Annotated in this window: 19 protein-coding genes and 1 tRNA gene; 14 read left to right on the forward strand and 6 right to left on the reverse strand. The window is 70.3% G+C overall.

What is annotated here, in order from left to right; all coding sequences use genetic code 11:
* Window position 1: 1 nt before the first annotated feature.
* Window positions 2-1021 (forward strand): UDP-glucose 4-epimerase GalE, encoded by a 1020-nt coding sequence (gene galE / locus ACFQ0P_RS10715; RefSeq protein ID WP_204978696.1) that lies wholly within the window; start codon window positions 2-4, stop codon window positions 1019-1021.
* A gap of 3 nt (window positions 1022-1024) precedes the next feature.
* On the opposite strand, the gene ACFQ0P_RS10720 is transcribed toward galE, so the two are convergent.
* A complete protein-coding gene (locus ACFQ0P_RS10720; RefSeq protein ID WP_204978697.1) occupies window positions 1025-1861 on the reverse strand; it encodes a DUF1295 domain-containing protein in 837 nt (278 codons plus the stop codon).
* Between the two features lie 72 nt (window positions 1862-1933).
* On the opposite strand from ACFQ0P_RS10720, the gene ACFQ0P_RS10725 reads away from it, so the two are divergent.
* Window positions 1934-2668, forward strand: coding sequence for a FadR/GntR family transcriptional regulator (locus ACFQ0P_RS10725; RefSeq protein WP_204978698.1), 735 nt, complete (start codon window positions 1934-1936; stop codon window positions 2666-2668).
* Between the two features lie 14 nt (window positions 2669-2682).
* Complete coding sequence (locus tag ACFQ0P_RS10730; RefSeq protein ID WP_204978699.1) at window positions 2683-3966, forward strand: alpha-hydroxy acid oxidase; 1284 nt, start codon at window positions 2683-2685, stop codon at window positions 3964-3966.
* Window positions 3967-3972: 6 nt separating this feature from the next.
* Here the strand turns inward: ACFQ0P_RS10730 and ACFQ0P_RS10735 are convergent, their stop codons facing one another.
* The 4 genes from ACFQ0P_RS10735 to ACFQ0P_RS10750 all read right to left on the reverse strand — a co-directional run bounded on the left by ACFQ0P_RS10735 (window position 3973) and on the right by ACFQ0P_RS10750 (window position 8575).
* The gene (locus ACFQ0P_RS10735; protein ID WP_204978700.1) at window positions 3973-4740 is read right to left on the reverse strand and encodes an HAD-IIB family hydrolase; all 768 of its coding nucleotides are present in this window, start codon (window positions 4738-4740) and stop codon (window positions 3973-3975) included.
* A 26-nt stretch (window positions 4741-4766) separates the two neighbouring features.
* Window positions 4767-4840 (reverse strand) — tRNA-Pro (locus tag ACFQ0P_RS10740).
* Between the two features lie 61 nt (window positions 4841-4901).
* Entirely contained in the window at window positions 4902-5852 is a 951-nt protein-coding gene (locus tag ACFQ0P_RS10745; protein WP_378772132.1) for a metallophosphoesterase, read from the reverse strand.
* A complete protein-coding gene (locus ACFQ0P_RS10750; protein WP_204978701.1) occupies window positions 5852-8575 on the reverse strand; it encodes a transglycosylase domain-containing protein in 2724 nt (907 codons plus the stop codon). The genes ACFQ0P_RS10745 and ACFQ0P_RS10750 overlap by 1 nt, the downstream gene beginning before the upstream one ends.
* Before the next feature lie 110 nt (window positions 8576-8685).
* Here ACFQ0P_RS10750 and ACFQ0P_RS10755 point away from each other — a divergent pair, with 110 nt between their 5' ends.
* Both ACFQ0P_RS10755 and ACFQ0P_RS10760 read left to right on the forward strand, forming a co-directional pair.
* Complete coding sequence (locus tag ACFQ0P_RS10755; protein WP_204978702.1) at window positions 8686-8901, forward strand: DUF4177 domain-containing protein; 216 nt, start codon at window positions 8686-8688, stop codon at window positions 8899-8901.
* A gap of 2 nt (window positions 8902-8903) precedes the next feature.
* The gene (locus tag ACFQ0P_RS10760; protein WP_204978703.1) at window positions 8904-9371 is read left to right on the forward strand and encodes a RidA family protein; all 468 of its coding nucleotides are present in this window, start codon (window positions 8904-8906) and stop codon (window positions 9369-9371) included.
* Between the two features lie 52 nt (window positions 9372-9423).
* Here ACFQ0P_RS10760 and acs read toward each other — a convergent pair whose 3' ends face one another.
* Complete coding sequence (gene acs, locus ACFQ0P_RS10765; RefSeq protein WP_204978704.1) at window positions 9424-11391, reverse strand: acetate--CoA ligase; 1968 nt, start codon at window positions 11389-11391, stop codon at window positions 9424-9426.
* Window positions 11392-11797: 406 nt separating this feature from the next.
* On the opposite strand from acs, the gene ACFQ0P_RS10770 reads away from it, so the two are divergent.
* From ACFQ0P_RS10770 to ACFQ0P_RS10810, 9 genes are all read left to right on the forward strand, one after another.
* A complete protein-coding gene (locus ACFQ0P_RS10770) occupies window positions 11798-12847 on the forward strand; it encodes a TadA family conjugal transfer-associated ATPase (protein WP_204978705.1) in 1050 nt (349 codons plus the stop codon).
* Window positions 12835-13773, forward strand: a complete 939-nt coding sequence (locus ACFQ0P_RS10775) for a type II secretion system F family protein (protein WP_378772135.1) — start codon at window positions 12835-12837, stop codon at window positions 13771-13773. The genes ACFQ0P_RS10770 and ACFQ0P_RS10775 overlap by 13 nt, the downstream gene beginning before the upstream one ends.
* A gap of 49 nt (window positions 13774-13822) precedes the next feature.
* On the forward strand, window positions 13823-14038 hold the full coding sequence (locus ACFQ0P_RS10780; RefSeq protein WP_204978706.1) for a DUF4244 domain-containing protein: 216 nt from the start codon (window positions 13823-13825) through the stop codon (window positions 14036-14038).
* Window positions 14035-14370, forward strand: coding sequence for a TadE family type IV pilus minor pilin (locus ACFQ0P_RS10785; protein WP_204978707.1), 336 nt, complete (start codon window positions 14035-14037; stop codon window positions 14368-14370). The genes ACFQ0P_RS10780 and ACFQ0P_RS10785 overlap by 4 nt, the downstream gene beginning before the upstream one ends.
* Window positions 14370-14687 (forward strand): helicase, encoded by a 318-nt coding sequence (locus tag ACFQ0P_RS10790; RefSeq protein ID WP_204978708.1) that lies wholly within the window; start codon window positions 14370-14372, stop codon window positions 14685-14687. The genes ACFQ0P_RS10785 and ACFQ0P_RS10790 overlap by 1 nt, the downstream gene beginning before the upstream one ends.
* Window positions 14688-14754: 67 nt before the next feature.
* Window positions 14755-17469, forward strand: a complete 2715-nt coding sequence (topA, locus tag ACFQ0P_RS10795; protein ID WP_204978709.1) for a type I DNA topoisomerase — start codon at window positions 14755-14757, stop codon at window positions 17467-17469.
* The gene (gene tmk, locus ACFQ0P_RS10800) at window positions 17466-18104 is read left to right on the forward strand and encodes a dTMP kinase (RefSeq protein ID WP_204978710.1); all 639 of its coding nucleotides are present in this window, start codon (window positions 17466-17468) and stop codon (window positions 18102-18104) included. The genes topA and tmk overlap by 4 nt, the downstream gene beginning before the upstream one ends.
* 39 nt (window positions 18105-18143) lie before the next feature.
* On the forward strand, window positions 18144-19319 hold the full coding sequence (locus tag ACFQ0P_RS10805; protein WP_204978711.1) for a DNA polymerase III subunit delta': 1176 nt from the start codon (window positions 18144-18146) through the stop codon (window positions 19317-19319).
* Window positions 19316-20872, forward strand: a complete 1557-nt coding sequence (locus ACFQ0P_RS10810) for an alpha/beta hydrolase (protein ID WP_204978712.1) — start codon at window positions 19316-19318, stop codon at window positions 20870-20872. The genes ACFQ0P_RS10805 and ACFQ0P_RS10810 overlap by 4 nt, the downstream gene beginning before the upstream one ends.
* Window positions 20873-20929: the final 57 nt, after the last annotated feature.

The raw sequence follows: 20929 nt of genomic DNA on the forward strand, positions 1-20929 counted from the left end.
CATGCGAGTTCTCCTCACCGGCGGGGCCGGCTACATCGGCGCGCACACCGCGCTCGCGCTCCTCGAGGCCGGGCACGACGTGCTCGTGGTGGACGACCTGTCGGGCACGAGCGCGGAGGCCGTCGCGCGCATCGAGCGGATCACGGGAGAGACCGTCCCGCTGCTGGTCGCCGACGTGCGGGACGCGGACGCCCTCACGGACTTCGTGCGCGAGCACGCCCCCGTCCAGGCGGTCATCCACCTCGCCGGTCTGAAGGCCGTCGGCGAGTCCGTCGCCGAACCCGTCCGCTACTACGACGTCAACGTCGGCACGACGATCGCGCTCCTGAAGGTGATGGCCGCGCAGGGCATCCCCACGATCGTGTTCTCCAGTTCGGCGACGGTGTACGGCACCCCGGAGGAGCTCCCGCTCACCGAGGAGTCTCCCACCGGCATAGACCTCGCAAATCCGTACGGCAAGACGAAGCGCATCATCGAGGAGATCCTGTCGGATGCCGCGGCCGCCGACCCCGCGCTGCGGGCCGTCAGCCTGCGATACTTCAACCCGGTCGGCGCGCACGCGTCCGGCCTCCTCGGCGAGGACCCGCACGGCATCCCGAACAACCTGATGCCGTTCGTCTCGCGCGTCGCGATCGGAACCCTTCCCGAGGTCGCCGTGTTCGGCACCGATTACGACACTCCGGACGGCACGGGCTTGCGGGACTACATCCACGTGACCGACCTCGCGGCGGGCCACGTGGCCGCGCTGGAGCACGCGCAGCCCGGGTACGACGTGTTCAACCTCGGCACGGGCACGCCGGTGTCGGTCCTCGAGCTGATCGCCGCGTTCGAGCGCGCGAGCGGGCGCGACATCCCGCGCCGGATCGCGCCGCGCCGAGCCGGAGACGTCGCCGCGAGCTACGCCGATCCCGCCAAGGCGCATCGCGAGCTCGGGTGGTCGACCCGCCTCACGATCGACGACGCCTGCCGCGACTACTGGAACTGGCAGACGAACAACCCGGACGGCTACGCGCGAGCCTGAACCCTACGGTGCGGCCGGTTCCGCGGCGCGCCGGCGGCGGCGGGGGAGCGGGACGAGCATCGAGGTCGTCCTGCGGTACTCGGCGTAGGCCGGGTATTTCGACGATGTGATCGACTCGGTGAAGATGGTCGATCCGATGAACAGCAGCGTCAGCAGCGCTGCTCCGGCGATGGTCCAGTTCAGCCAGCCGCCGCCGTCCGCCGCGAGCGCGACGGCGCCGAGTGCGTAGAACACCCACCACTGCGCCTGCTCGAAGAAGAAGTTCGGGTGCCGGCTGTAGGCGAAGAGCCCGGTGGTGACGAAGCCCGGTTCGAGGTGCCCGCCCGCGGCCTTCTTGCGCTGATGGAACTCCCACTGCTGCTGGTCGGCGACGAACTCGCCCACGAGGAAGCCGGCGAACACGATCGCGAGGATCGCGTCGAGCCAGGTGAAGGGCACGGGATGCTGCCACGCGACGTAGGCCGGCAGCGTGATGAGGACGAGCAGGGCGTTCTGGTAGAGGACGATGAAGAACAGATTGAAGAGTTGGAACTGCCGCGGCGTCATCCGGCCGCGGAGGATCGCCCAGCGATAGTCCTCCATGCCCGTGTATCCGCCCTTGCGCGCGAAATTGAAGGTGAGACGCGCGCCCCACGCCGTGACGAGCACGGCCATGACGACGAGCCGCGTCGCGTCGACGCCCGCCAGCAGGGCCGCGCCGGCGAAGATCCACACGTAGACGACGGGCACGATCGACCACAGGCGGTCGACCCATGACGTGTCCTTGGTGAGGAGCGATGCGATCCAGCAGAACGCGCTCGCCGCGCCGGCGACGATGAGGACGAGGAGAAGGGGGTCCATGCCGCCAGGGTAGCGGTTGCTTGTGGTCGGACCACACGTTACTGTGGTCCGACCACAACACCGAGGAGTCCCGTGGATCAGTCAACGCCGACGTCGGCCCCGCCGCCGGCCCGCGCCTGGCAGCTCGTGCTCGAAAGCGTCGAGGCAGACCTGCTCGAGGGACGCCTGCAGCCGGGAGACCGGCTTCCGCCGGAGCGCGAGCTCGCCACGACGCTCGGCGTCGGCCGGTCGAGCGTGCGCGAGGCGCTGCGCGTCCTCGAGGTCATGGGCCTCATCCGCACCGGCACGGGGTCGGGCCCGTCCTCGGGCGCCATCATCATCGCGACGCCCCAGGGCGGCATGTCGGCGCTGCTGCGGCTGCAGGTCGCCGCCCAGGGGTTCCCGCTCGACGACGTGGTCCGCACGCGCCTCGTCCTCGAGTCGGCGGTCGTCGACACGCTGGCCGCCGCCACCGACCGTGACACCGCCTCCGCGCACGCCGTGGTCGACGCGATGGATGCCGCAGACCTGACCCCCGGGGAGTTCCTGTCCCTCGACGCGCAGCTCCACCTCGCGCTGGCCGAGGCATCCGGCAACGTCGTCATCGCCGCCATGATGGCAGGACTCCGCACGGCGATCGAGTCCTACGTCCAGGCGGGCGCCGAGGTCGTCGCCGACTGGGATGCCACGGCATCCCGGCTGCGGTCCGAGCACCGCGCGATCCTGGACGCAGTCGACGCCGGTGATTCGCGCCGCGCCCGCACCCTCGTCCACGACCACATCACCGGTTACTACGCCGAAGCGGGCCTTGCCCGCGCCACCGACTGAAGGAAGCACGCCCCATGGTCCAGCGACAGCTGCCCAATCCCGCCGAGCTCCTCGAGCTGATGACGTTCAAGAAGCCCGAGCTCGACGGACGCAAGCGCCGCCTCGAATCGGCGCTCACGATCCACGACCTGCGCGCGATCGCGAAGCGGCGCACGCCCAAGGCGGCGTTCGACTACACCGACGGTGCAGCCGAGGGCGAGCTCTCGCTCGCGCGCGCCCGGCAGGCATTCGAGGACATCGAGTTCCACCCCGGCATCCTGCGTCCCGCGCCCGAGGTCGACACCTCGACCCAGATCCTCGGCGGTCCGAGCGCGCTCCCGTTCGGGATCGCCCCCACCGGATTCACGCGACTCATGCAGACCGAGGGGGAGGTGGCCGGAGCATCCGCAGCCGGCGCCGCCGGCATCCCTTTCACCCTCTCGACGCTCGGCACGACCTCGATCGAGGACGTGAAGGCGGCGAACCCGCACGGGCGCAACTGGTTCCAGCTGTACGTCATGCGCGACCGCGAGATCTCGTACGGTCTCGCCCGGCGCGCCGCGGCGGCGGGATTCGACACCCTCCAATTCACCGTCGACACCCCGGTCGCGGGTGCACGGCTGCGCGACAAGCGCAACGGCTTCTCGATTCCCCCGCAGCTCACGCTCGGCACGATCGTCAATGCGATCCCGCGTCCGTGGTGGTGGTACGACTTCCTGACCACGCCGAAGCTGGAGTTCGCGTCGCTGCAGGCCACCGGCGGAACGGTCGGCGAGCTGCTCGACTCCGCGATGGACCCCACGATCGGCTATGACGATCTCGCGGTCATCCGCGACCTCTGGCCGGGGAAGATCGTGGTCAAGGGTGTGCAGAACGTCGAGGACTCCGTGCGCCTCATCGACGCCGGCGTGGACGGGATCATCCTCTCCAACCACGGTGGGCGCCAGCTCGACCGCGCGCCCGTCCCGTTCCACCTGCTGCCGCGCGTCGTGCACGAAGTGGGCAGGGACGCCACCGTGATGGTCGACACCGGCATCATGAACGGCGCGGACATCGTGGCGTCCATCGCACTCGGCGCGAAGTTCACCCTCATCGGGCGGGCGTATCTCTACGGACTGATGGCGGGCGGACGAGCCGGAGTGGACCGGACGATCGAGATCCTGCGCGGCGAGATCGAACGGACGATGAAGCTCCTCGGCGTGTCCTCGCTCGCCGAACTCGAGCCGAAGCACGTGACGCAGCTGAGCAGGCTGCAGCCGGTGGACGCGCCTGCGCCCGCCCGGCGCGCTGCGCCGAGGTCCCGCGCCGCGAAGGTCTGACCCGCGTCAGCCGCGCTCGGACAGGGCGGGCAGGAGTTCGTCGAGGAAGTCGGCGGTGTCCTCCCACCCCTCGACCGCACGGCAGGCGACACCCAGCGCCAGAACCGGATAGTCGTTGCCGTCGGGGTCGAGTCGGTCCCCGACGAACAACATGTCGTCGAGCGCGATCCCGGTCTGCTCCGACAGCTTGCGCATCCCGTACGCCTTGTCGATGCCCCGATGCGTGATGTCGATGGAGGTCGAACCGCCCGACCGCACCTCGAGGTCGGGGATGCGCTCGGCCACGGCCGCGCGCAGCGAGTTCTTCTTCTCGCCGGTCGGATCCCACGCGAGCTTGGCCTCGAGCGGCGCCCGCTGACCCAGCGCGGAGAACGTGATCTGCGAGCCGCGATCCTCGAGGATGTCTCCCCACGTCTCGCTCTCCCACATCCCCAGGCGCCGCGCCTCGGCCTCGACGGCGGCGAGAGCGCGCGACTTCTGGTCATCGGTGAGGCGGTGGGCGTACACCGTCGACACGCCGTCCGGCGTGATCCGGTAGTACTGAGTACCGCACGTGGGGAGCAGATGAAGGCGCGACAGGGTCTGCGGCGCGGCATCCGGGAGTCGATCGACGACCTGCGACGTGAACTGCGCCAGCTGACCGCCCGAGATGATCGCCACCTCGACGCGCTCGGCCAGCGCGATGAGGAGATCGCCGATGCGCGGGTCGATGGCGCTCTTCGAGGGCGCCAGCGTGTCGTCGAGATCGAAGGCGACGAGGCGAGGAGCGGTCATCTGCTCCTCGCCTCGTTCGTTTCCGGTCGGGGTGACAGGATTTGAACCTGCGGCCTCGTCGTCCCGAACGACGCGCGCTACCAAGCTGCGCCACACCCCGTTTTGCAACCCTCCGAGTCTAACCGATCGCGGAGTGTGCTCCGAACCGCGGTGGATCCGGGTCAGGAGCGGGAGGTGAGCGTGAGGAGCGAGGCCTCGGGCCGGCACGCGAACCGCACGGGGGCGTAGATGGAGTGACCGAGCCCGGCGCTCACGTTCAGCGGCACCCGGCGGCCGCCGTGCGACCACGCGCTCAGCCCGCGCGCCTGTCGCAGCGGGATGTCGCAGTTGGCGACGAGGGCCGCAGGCGAACCCGGGATGCGGACCTGGCCGCCGTGCGTGTGGCCCCCGAAGATCACGTCCGCACCGAGATCGGTGAACCCGTCGAGGATCCGCCGGTAGGGCGCGTGCGTGACGCCGATCGTGAGGTCGGCAGCAGCCTCACCGCGCAGCTCGTCGAGGAGCGGTGGCAGGATTTCGAGACGATCCCAGTCGCGGTGCGCGTCGCTCACCCCGAACGCATCGATGCGCAGACCGGCGGCTTCCACGGAGCCCACCGCATTGTTGAGGTCGAGCCAGCCGAGCTCCTCGCCGAGGTAGCCGTCGAGGGCATCGGTGTCGAGGGGTTCCGAGCGGGGCTTCCCCGAGGACTGCGACGGCCCGGTGAGGTATTTCAGCGGATTCCGGGGCGACGGGGCGACGTGATCGTTGGACCCGTGGACGAAGAATCCGGGGATGCCGCGCAGCGGGTCGAAGGCGGATCGGAGACCGCGCAGGCCGTCGATGTGACCCAGGTTGTCGCCCGTGTTGATGACCAGATCCGGTTCGAGGTCGGCGAGCGCCGCGATCCACCGCTGCTTGCGGTGCTGCCAGGGCGCCATGTGGGCGTCGGACAGGTGCAGGACGCGCAGCGGACGCGACCCGGCGGGGAGGATCGGCAGCTCGTGCCAGCGCACCGTGAACAGGTAGCGCTCGATCGCGATCCCCCACACAGCCGCCGCAACCCCCACCGCCCCCGCCGCGATGAGCGCAGCGGGGGCGAGGGAAGGGGCGGTCGAGGTACGCGGCGGCACTAGTCGTCGCCGCCGCCGTCGCCGTCCTCGCCGCCGCAGCTGCGGGCGACGTAGTCGACGGTGATGGCCGTGTTGCGGTTGGTCACCGTGCCGGCGGCCGGTTTGGTGCCGGTTGCCTCACCCTGGGCATCGGCGTCCTCGTTCTCGGAGCACGTGCCTGGCAGGACGTTGCCGAATCCGGCCTTGCGAAGGTCGGCGATCGCGCGGTCGAGCTGGCGTCCGGCGACGTCGGGCACGCTGATGCCTTGCCCGTTACTCGGACTGATCGTCACTACGGTGCCGCCGGCCACGCGGCCCGCTCCCGGGCTCTGCGCGGCGACCACGCCGGTCGGCAGGTCCGAGTCCACCGGGGCGCCGTCGGTCACCTGGAACCCGGCCGACTGCAGGATGCCCCGGGCTTCGTCCATGGACTTGCCGACGACGTCGGGAAGGTCGGCGTACACCTGGCGGGAAAGGTTTCCGTCCGGGCCGGGGAAGCGGTCGCCACCGTAGAGCTCATTGGCCAGGTGCTGGAGCTGACGAGCCATCTGGAAGCGGATCCGGCTGAGCGGCTCGTAGCTTCCGGTCCAGTACTTGTCGTAGAGCGAGATCTGGCCCTTGACGTTTCCGGTCCACACCGCGGTGGTGACCTTCGTGCTCGACTCGACGATCCAGGTGTGGGTCTCCTCGTGCGTTCCGGTCTTGCCCATCACCGGCGTGCCGTCGAAGGGGTTGCCGGGATAGGCGCTGCCGCCGGGCTGCATGACGCCCTCGAAGGCGTACGCGGCCGTCGCGGCGACCGCCGGATCGATCACCTGCGAGCACTTGCGCTCGGGCTTGGCGATCTCGTTGCCGTCGGAGTCGGTCACGCGGTCGATCGCCTGCGGCTGGCAGTAGACGCCGTTGTTCGCGACGGTGGCGTACGCGGCGGCCATCGCCAGCGGCGAGACCGCGGAGTCGCCGATGACCTTGTTGGGGCCGGTCATGACGATGTCCTCGCCGTCGCCGAGGGTGACCCCCATGCGCTTGGCGACCTTGCCGATGTCGCACAGGTCGAGCTCGGCGGCCATCGCAAGGAAGCCGGTGTTCAGAGAGTCGCGCGTGAACTGCATCGGGGTGCCGACATAGCCGGACTGATTCTGGAAGTTCTTGGGGTTCCACCGGTCGACGTTGGTGTAGGTGCCGCCGTTGTAGCAGGAGTCCGGCCACTGCGGGATCACCTTGTTACGACCGTCGACCACCTCGTTGACGGAGTGGCCCTTCTCGAGCCAGTCGATCAGGGTGAACAGCTTGAAGGTCGATCCGGCGCTGAATCCGATCGATCCGCCGAACTCGAGGTCGCCGGCGTAGACGATGGGGGTGTAGTTCGGGTCGTCCTGGATCGACTCGCTGAACTTGGTGTTCTGCGCCACGGCCAGAATGCGGCCCGTGCCCGCCTCCAGGCTCATCGACGTCGCTCCGAAGTAGCCACCGGGTACGGACGACGGCGCGAGCGTGTTCATCGTGGTCTGCGCCTCGTACTGCAGGCGCAGGTCGACGGTGGTGTAGACGTTCAGTCCGCCGCGGCGCAGCTTCTCGGTGCGCTCCTCCTGTGTGGCGCCGAAGGCCGGGTCCTTCTCGATGACGTAGCGAACGTACTGGCAGAAGTACTCAAGACCGGTCGCGGCGGCGCAGCCCACCTTCGGGGAGGTGACATTGGGCGTGATCGGCTCGAGCACCGCAGCGTCGTACTGCTCCTGCGTGATCTTTCCGTCGTCGAGCATGCGCGTGAGCACATAGAGCTGGCGGCCCTTCGTGGCGCTGTAGCCGTCGGCGGCCGCCAGGTACTGCTCCTGCGTGATCTCGCCCGCGTCGAGCTTCGAGGTCAGGGCCGCGATCTGACGCGGGTTGACGTCGTCGATCGAGCCATCGGGGGCTTTGTTGTAGCCGACGCCGTCGCCGTCGTAGATCGAGCCGGCGGGCATGTCGATGCGGTAGGTGTTGGGGTTCTGCACGATGCCCGCGAGAGTGGCAGCCTGTGCGAGGGTCAGGTCCTTCGCGCTCACGCCGAAGTAGCGCTTCGCGGCCGCTTCGATGCCGTAGGTGCGTCCGCCGAAGTTCGCGATGTTGAGGTAGCCGAGGAGAATCGACTCCTTGTCGTACTTCTTCTCCAGAGAGATGGCGTAGCGCATCTCCTGAAGCTTTCGCTGGATCCCCTCGTCGCCCACCGCGGTGGTGGCGTCGGTCCAGCAGTCGAGCTTCTCCTCCTCGGTCTCGGCCTGTGCCTCGCAGCGCTGGACGAGGATGTTCTTGACGTACTGCTGGCTGATGGTCGAGCCGCCCTGCGTCTCGCCTCCGCCCTGGATGTTCGAGAGCACCGCTCGCGTCGTTCCGATGAGATCGACTCCGCCGTGCTGGTAGTAGCGGGGATCCTCGCTGGAGAGGATCGCGTCGTACATCACCGGCGTGACCTCGTCATACTCGACCGGAGAGCGGTTCTGGTCGTAGAACTGCGTCATCTCGACGTACTCGTCCTTCGACGGGTCGGCCTTGACATAGAGCGTCGTCGGCAGCATCAGCTTGTCGATCTCGAGCACGCTCGGGAGGTTGTCGAACATCGTGATCGCGCTCGTCGCCGCGGCGCCCGAGAGCGCGATCGCGGGAGTCACGGTCGCGGCGACGAGGACGCCGGCCACAGCGCTCAGGCCGACGAGGCCGGCGAAGCCGCCGAGCACACCGCTAGCCGATCGATTGGTATGAGGCATAGGGTTGATCGTAAGGGAACTACCTGGGCGATTCCCTGACGGACGTGCGCCCACAGGGCGTTTCCCAGCCTTCACCAAGACGATTCCGCTCGCCGACTCGAGGAGCCGCGATGACGACGTGGGAGTATCTCACCACGCCCCTTCTGATCCACAACACCGCCGCGATCCTCAACAACTGGGGCAAGCAGGGGTGGGAGCTGGTGCAGGTCGTGCCCGGACCCGAGGGCGGCCTCGTGGCCTACTTCAAGCGCCCGTCCGGTGGCGGCGGAGCCAACACCGGACTGGATGCCGCGACCCAGGCCGCGCGGCAGTTCGAGGGGGAGTGAGCATGACGGTCTCGCAGCGGCTCGCCGAACTGGGAATCGACCTTCCCGAGGTGGTCCCGCCGGTCGCCGCCTACGTGCCGGCGAAGCTCCACGGCGACCTGGTCTACACCGCCGGGCAGCTCCCGATGGTGTCCGGCGCGCTCCCCGCGACCGGCAAGGTGGGCGAAGGGCGAGGCCTCGTTCCGGCCGCCGATGCGAAGGACTACGCGCGGCAGTGCGCCCTCAACGCCGTGGCGGCGGCCGCGGCCGCCGCGGGCGGCGTGGACCGGCTCACCGGGGTGGTCAAGGTCACGGGCTTCGTGGCATCCGTCCCGGAGTTCACCGGGCAGCCCGGCGTGATCAACGGCGCGAGCGAGGTCCTCGGCGAGATCTTCGGCGACGCGGGCCGCCACGCGCGGTCCGCTGTCGGCGTACCCGTCCTGCCGCTCGACGCTCCCGTCGAGGTCGAGGTCGTCTTCTCCCTCTCCTGACCCAGGCGACGGATGCTCCGGCACAGCGCGGTGCCGGAGCATCCGATCGCGGTCATCTCACCTGGGCGGAGATCACGCTCATGACGGCGGTGTCGGCCAGGGTCGTGGTGTCACCGACCTCGCGGCCCTCGGCCACATCGCGCAGCAGCCGGCGCATGATCTTGCCCGAGCGAGTCTTGGGCAGCTCGCCGACGATGTAGACGTCGCGGGGCCGCGCGATCGGACCGATCTGCTCGCCGACCCATCCGCGGAGCGACTGAGCGAGACCCTCCGCGGAGTGCTCGTGAAGGTAGGACTGCTTGATGATGACGAACGCGACCACGGCCTGGCCGGTGGTCTCGTCCGATGCGCCGACGACGGCGGCCTCGGCCACCGCCTCGTTGCCGACCAGGGCCGATTCGATCTCGGTCGTCGAGAGCCGGTGTCCGGAGACGTTCATAACGTCGTCGACGCGTCCGAGCAGCCACACATCGCCGTCGTCGTCCAGACGCGCGCCGTCCCCGGCGAAGTAGTACCCCTGAGCGCGGAACTTGTCCCAGTAGGTCTCGACGAACCGCTCCGGGTCGCCCCAGATGCCGCGGAGCATCGACGGCCACGGCTCGGTGATCACGAGCAGTCCGCCGTTGCCGTTGCCGACGTGCGAGCCGTCCTCGTCGACGACGTCGACCGAGATTCCGGGGAGCGGCACCTGGGCGGAGCCGGGCTTGGTCTCGGTCACGCCGGGAAGCGCGGAGATCATGATCGCGCCGGTCTCGGTCTGCCACCACGTGTCGACGATCGGCGCCGTCTTGCCCCCGATGATCTTGCGGTACCACATCCACGCCTCGGGGTTGATGGGTTCGCCGACCGACCCGAGCAGTCGCAGCGAGGACAGATCGAACTTCTGCGGCACCGCGCGGCCGATCTTCATGAACGAGCGGATCGCGGTCGGCGCGGTGTACAGGATCGTCACGCCGTACTTCTCGACGATCTCCCACCAGCGGCCCGGGTGGGGGGTGTCGGGCGTGCCCTCGTAGATGACCTGTGTCGCGCCGTTGGCGAGCGGGCCGTAGGCGACGTAGCTGTGGCCGGTGATCCAGCCGATGTCGGCGGTGCACCAGAACACGTCGGTCTCGGGGTGGATGTCGTGCACGGTCCTGTTCGTGAACGCCGCCTGAGTGAGGTAGCCGCCCGACGTGTGGAGGATGCCCTTCGGCTTCCCGGTCGTCCCCGAGGTGTACAGGATGAAGAGCGGGTTCTCGGCCGGGAACGCCTCTGCTTCGTGCTCGGCGGATGCCTGTGGGACGACGTCGTGCCACCAGATGTCGCGGCCCTCCGTCCACTCGATGTCGTTCCCGCCCCGCCGCACCACGAGCACGTGCTCGACGGTCTCCTGCGGGCCCGACCCGTTGCGCTCGCCCAGGGCGAGGTCGACGGCGGGCTTGAGCGGCGACACCTTGCCCTTGCGGTATCCGCCGTCCGCCGTGATGACCAGGCGCGCGCCGGCGTCGTCGATGCGCGCCCGCAGGCTGTCGGCGGAGAAGCCCCCGAAGACGACCGAGTGGATCGCTCCGATGCGCGCCACGGCGAGCATCGCCGCGATCGCCTCCGGGATCATCGGCAGGTAGATGGCGACGCGGTCGCCGGCGCCGATGCCGAGTCCGCGGAGCACGTTCGCGAGGCGCTTGACCTCGTCCGTCAGCTCCGCGTAGGTCACGCGGCGTTCGTCGCCCGGCTCGCCTTCCCAGAGCAGCGCCACGCGATCGCCATGCCCTGCCTCGACATGGCGGTCGAGGCAGTTGTAGGCGACGTTGAGCTCGCCGTCCGCGAACCACCGCGCGAAGGGAGGGTTGGACCAGTCGAGCGTCTGCGTGAACGGCGTGTGCCAGTGGAGCTCGCGGGCCTGTTCGGCCCAGAAGCCCTCGCGGTCGCCGGCGGCACGGTCGTACAGGTCGGCCGACGCGATCGCGTCCGCCGCGAACTCCTCGCTCGGCGCGAAACGCCGGTCCTCGTTCAGCAGGTGGTCGATCTGGCTGCTCATTGAGCACGCTCCTTCGCGGGCTGGGATGAAGGCCGGTCCCCGGCCGAGTCTGACTCGAAATGTAGCCAGCCGGACACCGGCTCACTACCCCCATTAGTAGGCAACGCGCGTTCCCGGACTCGACCGATATATGAGTGAGAAGGCTCTCATGATCCGTTTTGCGGCGGCCCCCTCGTCGCATATGCTGTCCAGCGGCCGAACATCGATTCTGGCATTGCGACACCCGAATCACCCCCCGAACAGTGGTGTCGCGCGCGGCGGCATCCCATTCCCCCCATGGGATGCCGCCCTTCGTTTCGGCACTCATCCCGGGCCCCCTCCTCCCCAGGCACCCCGTCCCGACGGCTTCTCCTCCGGTCGTCCACCGGCGCCTCCTCCCGCATCGGCGGCCTCCTAGCGTCGGAGGATGCCCGAACCGTTCGTCGTCCGCCCGCGCGGAGCAGTCGCCCCGGCTCGTGTGCTCGCCCCGGCCCCTGTGCCCGCCGGTGTCGTGGCGGCGGTGCCGGCCGCGATGCCGGGGCCGAGGCATCCGTCCCTCGCGCCCCTCGCGCGGTACCTCGGCGACCCGGAGGTCACGGATCTCTTCGTCAACGGCGCAGCGGGATTGTTCGTCGATCGGGGCTCCGGACCGGTCCACGAGCCCGGCTGGGCCGCCGCCGAGTCCGACGTCCGCGACCTCGCGGTCGCCCTCATCGCGCTCGGCGGCCGGCACATCGACGACGCGAGTCCAGCGGTCGATGTGCGGATCGACGGCGGAATCCGGGTCCACGCCGTGCTGCCGCCGGTCGCGGCCGACGGTACGGCGATCTCGCTTCGCGTCCCGCGCCTGGCGCGTCCGACCCTGGAATCCCTCGAGGGCGCGGGCATGTTCGACGACGGGGTGCGCTGGAGCCTCGAGCGCCTTGTCGAACGACGCGAGAACCTCCTCATCTCCGGTGCCGCGGGCGCCGGCAAGACGACGCTCCTCGGCGGCCTGCTCGGGTGCGCGCCACGGCACGAGCGCATCATCACCATCGAGGACGTCGTAGAGCTCCAGCTCGCGCATCCCCACCACGTCAGACTCGAGGCCCGCCAGCCCAATCTCGAGGGCGCCGGGGGTATCGGCCTTGCCCGGCTGGTGCGCGAAGCGCTGCGCATGCGGCCCGACCGCCTCGTCGTGGGGGAGTGTCGAGGAGAAGAGGTGCGCGAGCTGCTGTCCGCGCTCAACACCGGTCACGACGGAGGGGCCGGCACCGTCCACGCGAATGGTCTGCACGACGTACCCGCGCGGCTGGAGGCGCTCGGTGCGCTCGCGGGGCTCGACGACCGCGCGCTCGCCCGGCAGGTCGCCAGCGCGATCGGTCGCGTGCTCCATGTCGAGCGCTCGAACGGCGCACGTCGGCTGGTCGCCGTCGGCCGGCCCTTCGTCGATGACCGCGGGCGTCTGGCGATCGAGGAGCTGCCGTGGTCGGAGTGACCCGTCGTGCTGCCGCCGCAGCGGATGCCTCGGCGGCCGCCGAGACCGTGCTCAGGCTCGCGGTGCTCCTCCAGGCGGGCGTCGCGCCGGGCCGCGCCTGGACATACCTGGCGGAGGCCGGCGACAAGGCAGCGGGTCGCGTCGCGGACGCGGTGGATCGAGGGATGACGCTCCCCGACGCGATCGCATCGGTCGGAGCATCGCCCGCGACCCGACGGTCCCGCAAGCCCGGCGCCGCCCACGACGTGGGATGGGCGGAGGTGGCCCGCGCGTGGCGTGTCGCCACCACCGTCGGTGCACCGCTCGCCGAGAGCCTGCGGGGCCTCGCCGCCGCGCTCCGCGACGCGCAAGAGGCGGCCGACGAGGTCCGTGTCGCGCTCGCCGAACCGGCCGGGACGGCTCGTCTCATGGGGTGGCTGCCGCTCGTCGCGGTCGGGCTCGGGACGGTGCTCGGATTCGACACGTTCGGCTCACTCGTGGGCCATCCGGTGGGGCTCGCCTGCCTGTTCGCCGGGGTGGCGCTCATCGCGCTCTCCCGGCTCTGGACGACGACGCTCGTCGCCCGGGCACGCGGCGAAGCCGAGGTCGCGGGCCACACGGCCGAGCTGCTCGCGATCGCGCTGAGCGGCGGCGTGTCGATCGAGCGCGCGACGGACCTCGTCGCACAGGCGGGGTCGCCGGCGGATCCCGACACCGACCGCGTCCTCACCCTCTCCCGATCCGCCGGGGTGCCCGCAGTCGAGCTGCTCCGCGCCTCCGCGGCGCTCGCCCGGCATCGCGCGCGCATCGACGGCCGGCTCCGCGCCGCCCGGCTGTCGTCACGGCTCCTGCTGCCGCTCGGGGTGTGCACGCTGCCCGCCTTCCTGTTCCTCGGCGTCGCGCCGATGGTGCTCAGCGTCGTGTCGACGATGAGCATCTCCTGGTGACCGCCCGACCGTGCCCACCCGCCCATCCACCAGTGAAAGAGAGATGCACATGCTGCCGATGACCCTTCCCCGCCTGACAGCCCGCCGAGCGGCCCGGCTCTTCGCCGTGACGCACGAGGACGACACCGGCGCGGCCACGGCCGAGTACGCGATCGCCACCATGGCGGCGGTCGCGTTCGCGGGGCTCCTCGTCGTGATCATGCGCTCGGACGAGGTCCGGGGCATCCTGACCGATCTCGTCCGCCGAGCCCTCACGGTCGCGTGAGCGCACCGCGTCTCGGCGACGACCGCGGTTCTGTCGTCGCCGAGTTCGCGGTCGCGCTGCCCGCCGTCGTCCTGGTCCTCCTGCTCGGCTCCGGAATGCTTGCGGCGGGTTCTCGGCAGGTGAGACTCCAGGATGCCGTCGCCGACGCCGCGCGCCTGGCCGCGCGCGGTGAGCCGATCGATCGCGTGCGCGAGGCTGTGAGCGACGCGGTGCCGAGTGCCTCGGCGGTCGTCACTGCGCGGGACGACCTCGTGTGCGTGACCGCCACGAGCGAAGCGCTCCTGGGGATCCGGCTCGAGGCCGCCGGATGCGCGCTGGACGGAGGCCGCTGATGGCCGGTTCGTCACTGGCGGTGGGGGTCATGGGGGTTGCCGCGGTGGTCGCCGTCGGCCTGACCGGAGTGCCCGCCGCCGCCGTCGCCGGTCAGCGCCTGGCGGGAGCCGCCGATGCGGCGGCGCTCGCGGCGGCGGACGCCGCATCGGGCGCGGCGACCGGTGTGCCATGCGAGCGTGCGGAGCAGACGGCCGCCGCGTGGGGAGCACGTGTGACGGAGTGCGGACTGGACGGCCTGGTCGCCACGGTGAGCGTGGCGGTGCAGCTCGGCCCGATCTCCGCGCGCGCCTCGGCGCGCGCCGGGCCGCCGTCATGAGGGAACCTCTCAGGCTCCACACCGAAATATGGCGTGTATGGTTTGCGTCGAAGAAAGGACGCCCCCTTTGGCAGAAGGCAAGAAGCTCGTCATCGTCGAGTCCCCGACGAAGATGAGGTCGATCCAGGGCTACCTCGGAGACGGCTACGAGGTGCTCAGCTCGGTCGGGCACATCCGCGACCTCGCGGACAAGAAGGACATCCCCGCCGACAAGAAGCAGGCGTACGGCAAGTACTCCATCGACATCGACAACGGCTTCGACCCCTACTACGTCGAGAGCGAGCGCGGCAAGAAAACCGTCGCGGAGCTCAAGCGGGCGCTGAAGGGAGCGGACGAGCTCCTGCTCGCCACGGATGAGGACCGCGAGGGCGAAGCCATCGCGTGGCACCTGCTGGAGACACTCAAGCCCAAGGTTCCCGTCCGCCGCATGGTCTTCCACGAGATCACCAAGGACGCGATCCGCGCCGCCGTCGACAACACGCGGGAACTCGACCTCGCGCTGGTCGACGCGCAGGAGACGCGCCGCATCCTCGACCGGCTGTACGGCTGGGACGTGAGCCCGGTGCTGTGGTTCAAAGTGCAGCAGGGCACGTCGGCCGGGCGTGTGCAATCCGCCGCCACCCGCATGGTCGTCGAGCGCGAGCGCGAGCGCATGGCGTTCGTATCCGCCTCGTATTGGGACATCGAGACGCTCGCGGTGAAGGCCTCCGAGTCGTTCTCTGCGCGACTCGCACGGGTCGACGGTGCGGCGCTCGCCCGCGGTACCGACTTCGACGACGCAGGGGTGCTGAAGAAGGCCGTGCTGGTCCTCGACGAGGCCGAGGCGAAGAAGCTCGCCGAGGCGATCGAGACGGCGGGCGAGGCATCCGTGTCGGCCCTCGAATCCAAGCCCGGCACGCGCAGCCCCCGCGCCCCCTTCACCACCTCGACGCTCCAGCAGGAGGCCGGGCGGAAGCTCTCCATGAGCGCGAAGCACGCGATGAGCGTCGCCCAGCGCCTCTACGAAAAGGGCTTCATCACCTATATGCGCACCGACTCGACGGCGCTGAGCACGCAGGCGGTCCAGGCCGCTCGCGCGCAGGCCGTCGCGATGTACGGCGAGAAGGCCGTGCCGCTCAACCCGCGTACATATGCGAGCAAGAGCAAGAACGCGCAGGAGGCGCACGAGGCCATCCGTCCGTCGGGCGAGGAGTTCCGCACGCCCGCCTCGGTGTCGGGCGAGCTCGACCGCGACGAGCAGCGGCTGTACGACCTCATCTGGAAGCGCACGATGGCCAGCCAGATGTCCGACGCGAAGTACGAGACGACCACCGTCACACTCGCCGTCGACGCCGGCGGCCGCCGCGCCGAGTTCACCGCCTCCGGCACCGTCTACACGTTCAAGGGGTTCCTCGAGGCATACGAAGAGGGCAAGGACGAGAAGCGCGGCGACGCCGACAAGGCAGACGACCAGTCCCTCCCGGCGCTCGCGGTCGGCGACAGCCTGCGGCTCAAGGAGGTGGAGCCGAAGGGCCACGCCACCAGCCCGAAGCCCCGCTACACCGAGGCGAGCCTGGTCAAGGCGCTTGAGGAGAAGGGCATCGGCCGCCCCTCGACGTTCGCCAGCATCATCGACGTCATCCTCAACCGCGGCTACGTCACCAAGCGCGGACAAGCACTGATCCCGAGTTGGCTCGCATTCAGCGTCGTGCGGCTGCTCGAGCAGCACTTCGCCGACCTCGTCGACTACGACTTCACGGCAGCCCTCGAGGACGACCTCGACGCGATCGCACGGGGCGAGCAGAAGCGCGAGGACTGGCTCAAAGAGTTCTACTTCGGCTCCGATGCGCAGGTGGGCCTGCGGAACATCGTCGAGAACCTCGGCGAGATCGACGCGCGCGCTCTCAACTCCACCCCCATCGGCGACGTCGCCACCCTGCGCTTCGGCAAGTACGGGCCCTACCTCGAGGTGCCGAACGCCGAGAACCCCGAGGGGGAGCCGCGCCGGGTCAACATCCCCGAGGACCTCGCGCCCGACGAACTCACCCCCGCAAAGGCGAAGGAGCTCATCGACGCTCCCGTCGCCGGCGACCGCGTGCTGGGTGAGAACCCCGCCAACGGCAAGCTCATCGTCGTCAAGGACGGCCGCTTCGGCCCGTACGTGCAGGAGACCGACCCGCCGGCCGACGAAGAGGTGGATGCCTCCACCGGAGCCCTTCGACAGGCTCAGGAACCGGATTCCGGCACCCCCGCCCCCAAGAAGCGCGGCGCCAAGAAAGAGGCCGCGCCCAAGCCGCGGACGGCGTCGCTGTTCAAGTCGATGTCGGTCGACACGATCGATCTCGAGACGGCGCTTCGCCTGCTCGACCTGCCCCGCGTGGTGGGAGCCGATCCGGAGTCCGGAACCGAGATCACCGCGCAGAACGGCCGCTACGGCCCCTACCTCAAGAAGGGGACCGACTCGCGCACGCTGCAGAGCGAGCAGCAGATCTTCGACATCACGCTCGAGGAGGCGCTCGCCGTGTACGCCCAGCCGAAGTACGGCGCCCGCGGAGCGAGCAGCGCGCTCAAGGAGTTCGAGAACGACCCCACGAGCGGCAAGCCGATCAAGCTGAAGGACGGACGCTTCGGTCCGTACGTCACGGACGGCGAGACCAACGCCACGATCCCGCGCGGCGAGAGCGCCGATGAGGTGACGTACGAGCGCGCCGTCCAGCTGCTCGCCGACAAGCGCGCCAAAGGCCCGGCGCCCAAGCGCACGACGCGTCGCGCCCCCGCCAAGAAGTCGCCGGCGAAGAAGTGACGGGCGGCCCGCGGCGACCCGGTCTGTTCCTCACGTTCGAGGGCGGCGACGGCGCCGGGAAGACGACGCAGGCGGCGCTTCTCGAGGAATGGCTGACGGATGCCGGGCACCGCGTCGTCCGTACGCGCGAGCCCGGTGGCACCGAGGTCGGGCGACTGATCCGCGACATCGTCCTCCACCACCGGGGCGAGGTCGCTCCTCGTGCCGAGGCGCTGCTCTACGCCGCCGACCGCGCCCACCACGTCGAAACCGTGGTGCGCCCGGCGCTCGAGCGCGGTGACGTCGTCATCCAGGACCGCTACCTGGACTCGTCCGTCGCGTACCAGGGCGCCGGGCGCGTGCTCGGCACCGAGGAGGTGCGACAGCTCTCGCTCTGGGCGACGGGCGGACTCCTCCCCGACCTGACGGTGCTCCTCGACCTCGATCCGGCGGTCGCCCGCCGACGCCTCGACGCCGACGACAAGCCGTTCGACCGGCTGGAGGCCGAACGCGAGTCCTTCCACGTCCGCGTGCGCGAGGAGTTCCTCGCCCTGGCCGGCGCAGAGCCGGAGCGCTTCCTCGTGCTGGACGCCGCGCGGCCGCCCGCGGAACTCACCGCGACGGTGCGCGACCGCGTCGCCGCGCTCCTCGGCTGAGCCGCGGGGGAGTCGGTGGCCGAGGCTAGGCTGACAGGCATGGAGTCCACCCCGTCCGCCGCGCCGTCGCGCACGCGGACGGGGGTACCCTGGGGCGAGGTGTGGGGTCAGCCCGACGCCGTCGCGACGCTGCAGGATGCGGCATCCGACCCGGAGTCGCTCACGCACGCCTGGCTCATCACCGGCCCTCCCGGGTCGGGGCGCTCCACGCTCGCCTACGCGTTCGCCGCCGCCCTCATCGCCGAGCCCGGCGACGAGAACGCGATGCGGCAGGTGCTCGCCGGAACCCATCCCGACCTCACGGCGCTGCGCACCGAGGGCGTGATCATCTCGATCAAGGACGCCCGAGCCCTCGTGGAGCGGTCGTACTTCTCTCCCTCCCTCGGCCGCTACCGGGTGATCGTCATGGAAGACGCCGACCGCATGGCCGAGCGCACCTCGAACGTCCTCCTCAAGGCCCTGGAGGAGCCCCCGGAGCGCACGGTGTGGGTGCTGTGCGCGCCGAGCGACGCCGACCTCCTGCCGACGATCCGCTCGCGCGTGCGCACCCTGCGGCTGCGCGAGCCCGATGTCGCCGACGTGGCGAGGCTGATCGTTGAGCGCACCGGCGTCGACGAGCGCGTCGCCGAGCAGTCGGCGCGTCACGCGCAGCGTCACATCGGCATGGCGCAGCGACTCGCGACCGATGCGGCGGCCCGCGCACGTCGCGACGACACGATGCGCGCGGTGCTCCGGGTGAGGGGGGTGGCAGACGCGGTCGACGTCGCCGGTCGCATCGTCCAGGCGGCGACCGATGACGCCAAGGCGCTCACCGCGGAGCGCGACGAGGCCGAGCGCTCCTCGCTGCTGCGCACGCTGGGCATCGCCGACGGCGCCCCCGTGCCGCCCGCGGTCCGCGCCCAGCTCTCGGCGCTCGAGGACGACCAGAAGCGCCGCGCCACCCGCAGCCTCCGCGACGGCATCGACCGCGTGCTCACCGACCTCGAGTCGATGTTCCGCGACGTGCTGATGCTGCAGTTCGGCCGCGACGCCGACCTCATCAACCGCGAGCTCGAGCCCGATCTGCGTGCTCTCGCCGCGGCATGGACGCCCGAACGCACCCTCATCGTCGTCGACCGGATCGCGGCCACGCGCGAGAACGTCGAACTCAACGCCGCCCCCACCCTCGCCCTCGAGAGCATGCTCGTCACCGTCGCGAGCGGAAGGATCCCGTGAACGCGTCCCCTCACCGCCGTACCCGCCGCGTCGTCGCCTTCGTCGCGGCGCTGGCCGCGGCATCCCTCACCCTGACGGGCTGCCTGTACGCGCTCATTCCCGAAGAGGGCGCCGTGTCGACGGCGAGCCCGGCGCCCGACACGGCGGGCGTGCCCGAGGACCTCCTGCCGTTCTACGAGCAGGCCCTGGACTGGCGGGCGTGCGACGACGGCTTGGAGTGCACGACCGTCACGGCGCCGCTGGACTGGGCCGACCCGGCCGAGGGCGAGATCGAGCTGTCTGTGATCCGCAGCCGGGCGACCGGAGGCGATCCGGTCGGGTCGTTGCTCACGAATCCGGGTGGGCCGGGCGCGAGCGGCGTCGGACTGATCCGCGACTCGCTCGCCTACGCCGTCGGCGAGCCGCTCCGCGAGCGGTTCGACGTCATCGGATTCGACCCCCGCGGAGTCGGCGAGTCGACCGCGGTGACGTGCTTCGACGACGCCGAGATGGACGACTATCTCTTCGGCATCCCCTCCGGTGAGCGGGGGTCGGATGCCTGGACCGACGAGCTCCTCGAGCGTCACGCCGCCTTCGCCGACGCCTGCGAGGCGAACAGCGGCGGCATCCTGCCGTACATCACCACCGAGAACGCGGCGCGCGACATGGACCTCCTCCGTGCCGTCCTCGGCGACTCCGAACTGAACTACCTCGGCTACTCGTACGGCACATTCCTGGGTGCCACGTACGCGAAGCTCTTCCCCGAGAAAGTGGGGCGGCTCGTGCTCGACGGTGCGATCGATCCGTCGATCCCCGGGCTCGACGTGAGCGTGGTCCAGGGCGTCGGGTTCGAGTCGGCCCTGCGCGCCTACATGGCCGACTGCCTCGAGAGCAGCGACTGCCCGTTCCGCGGCTCCGTCGACGACGGGATGGCCGACCTCGGTGCGCTGCTGGCGTCGGTCGACCGCGACCCGCTCCCTGCGGCAGACGGCCGGCTGCTCGGTGCCGACTCCCTCCTGACGGCGATCGTCTCGGCGCTCTACTCCCAGGAGAGCTGGCCGTTCCTCACGACGGCCCTCGACGGCGCCCTCCAGGGAGACCCCGAGACGGCGTTCCTGCTCGCGGACTTCTACTACAACCGCGAGGGCGGCATGTATCTCGACAATCAGACCGAGGCGTTCCGGGCGTACAACTGCGTCGATTACCCGGTCGACACGTCGGAGTCCGACCTCGCCGCTGCCGAGGAGCGGCTCCGGACCGAGGCTCCCACGGTCGCGCCGTACTGGTTCGGTCCGGACGCGTGCGAGGTGTGGCCGTACCCCGCGACGGGTGTCCGGGAGGCGATCACCGCCGAGGGTGCACCGCCGATCGTCGTGGTCGGGACGACGAACGATCCCGCCACCCCGTACGAGTGGTCGGTGGCTCTGGCCGAGCAGCTCTCGTCGGGGGTGCTGATCACCCGCGAGGGCGAGGGGCACACGGGCTACAACAAGGGCAACGACTGCGTCGACCGTGCCGTCGAGCAGTACCTCATCGACGGGGTGGTTCCCGAGGACGGCCTCGTGTGCGGCTGACGCCGCGTCGTCCCCGCGTGTTCGCGAGCGCCTCGGCGACCCTGTAAGATCGTTGAT

This window comes from Microbacterium insulae, from assembly GCF_042677065.1.
In the GTDB taxonomy this organism is placed as follows: Bacteria; Actinomycetota; Actinomycetes; order Actinomycetales; family Microbacteriaceae; genus Microbacterium; species Microbacterium insulae.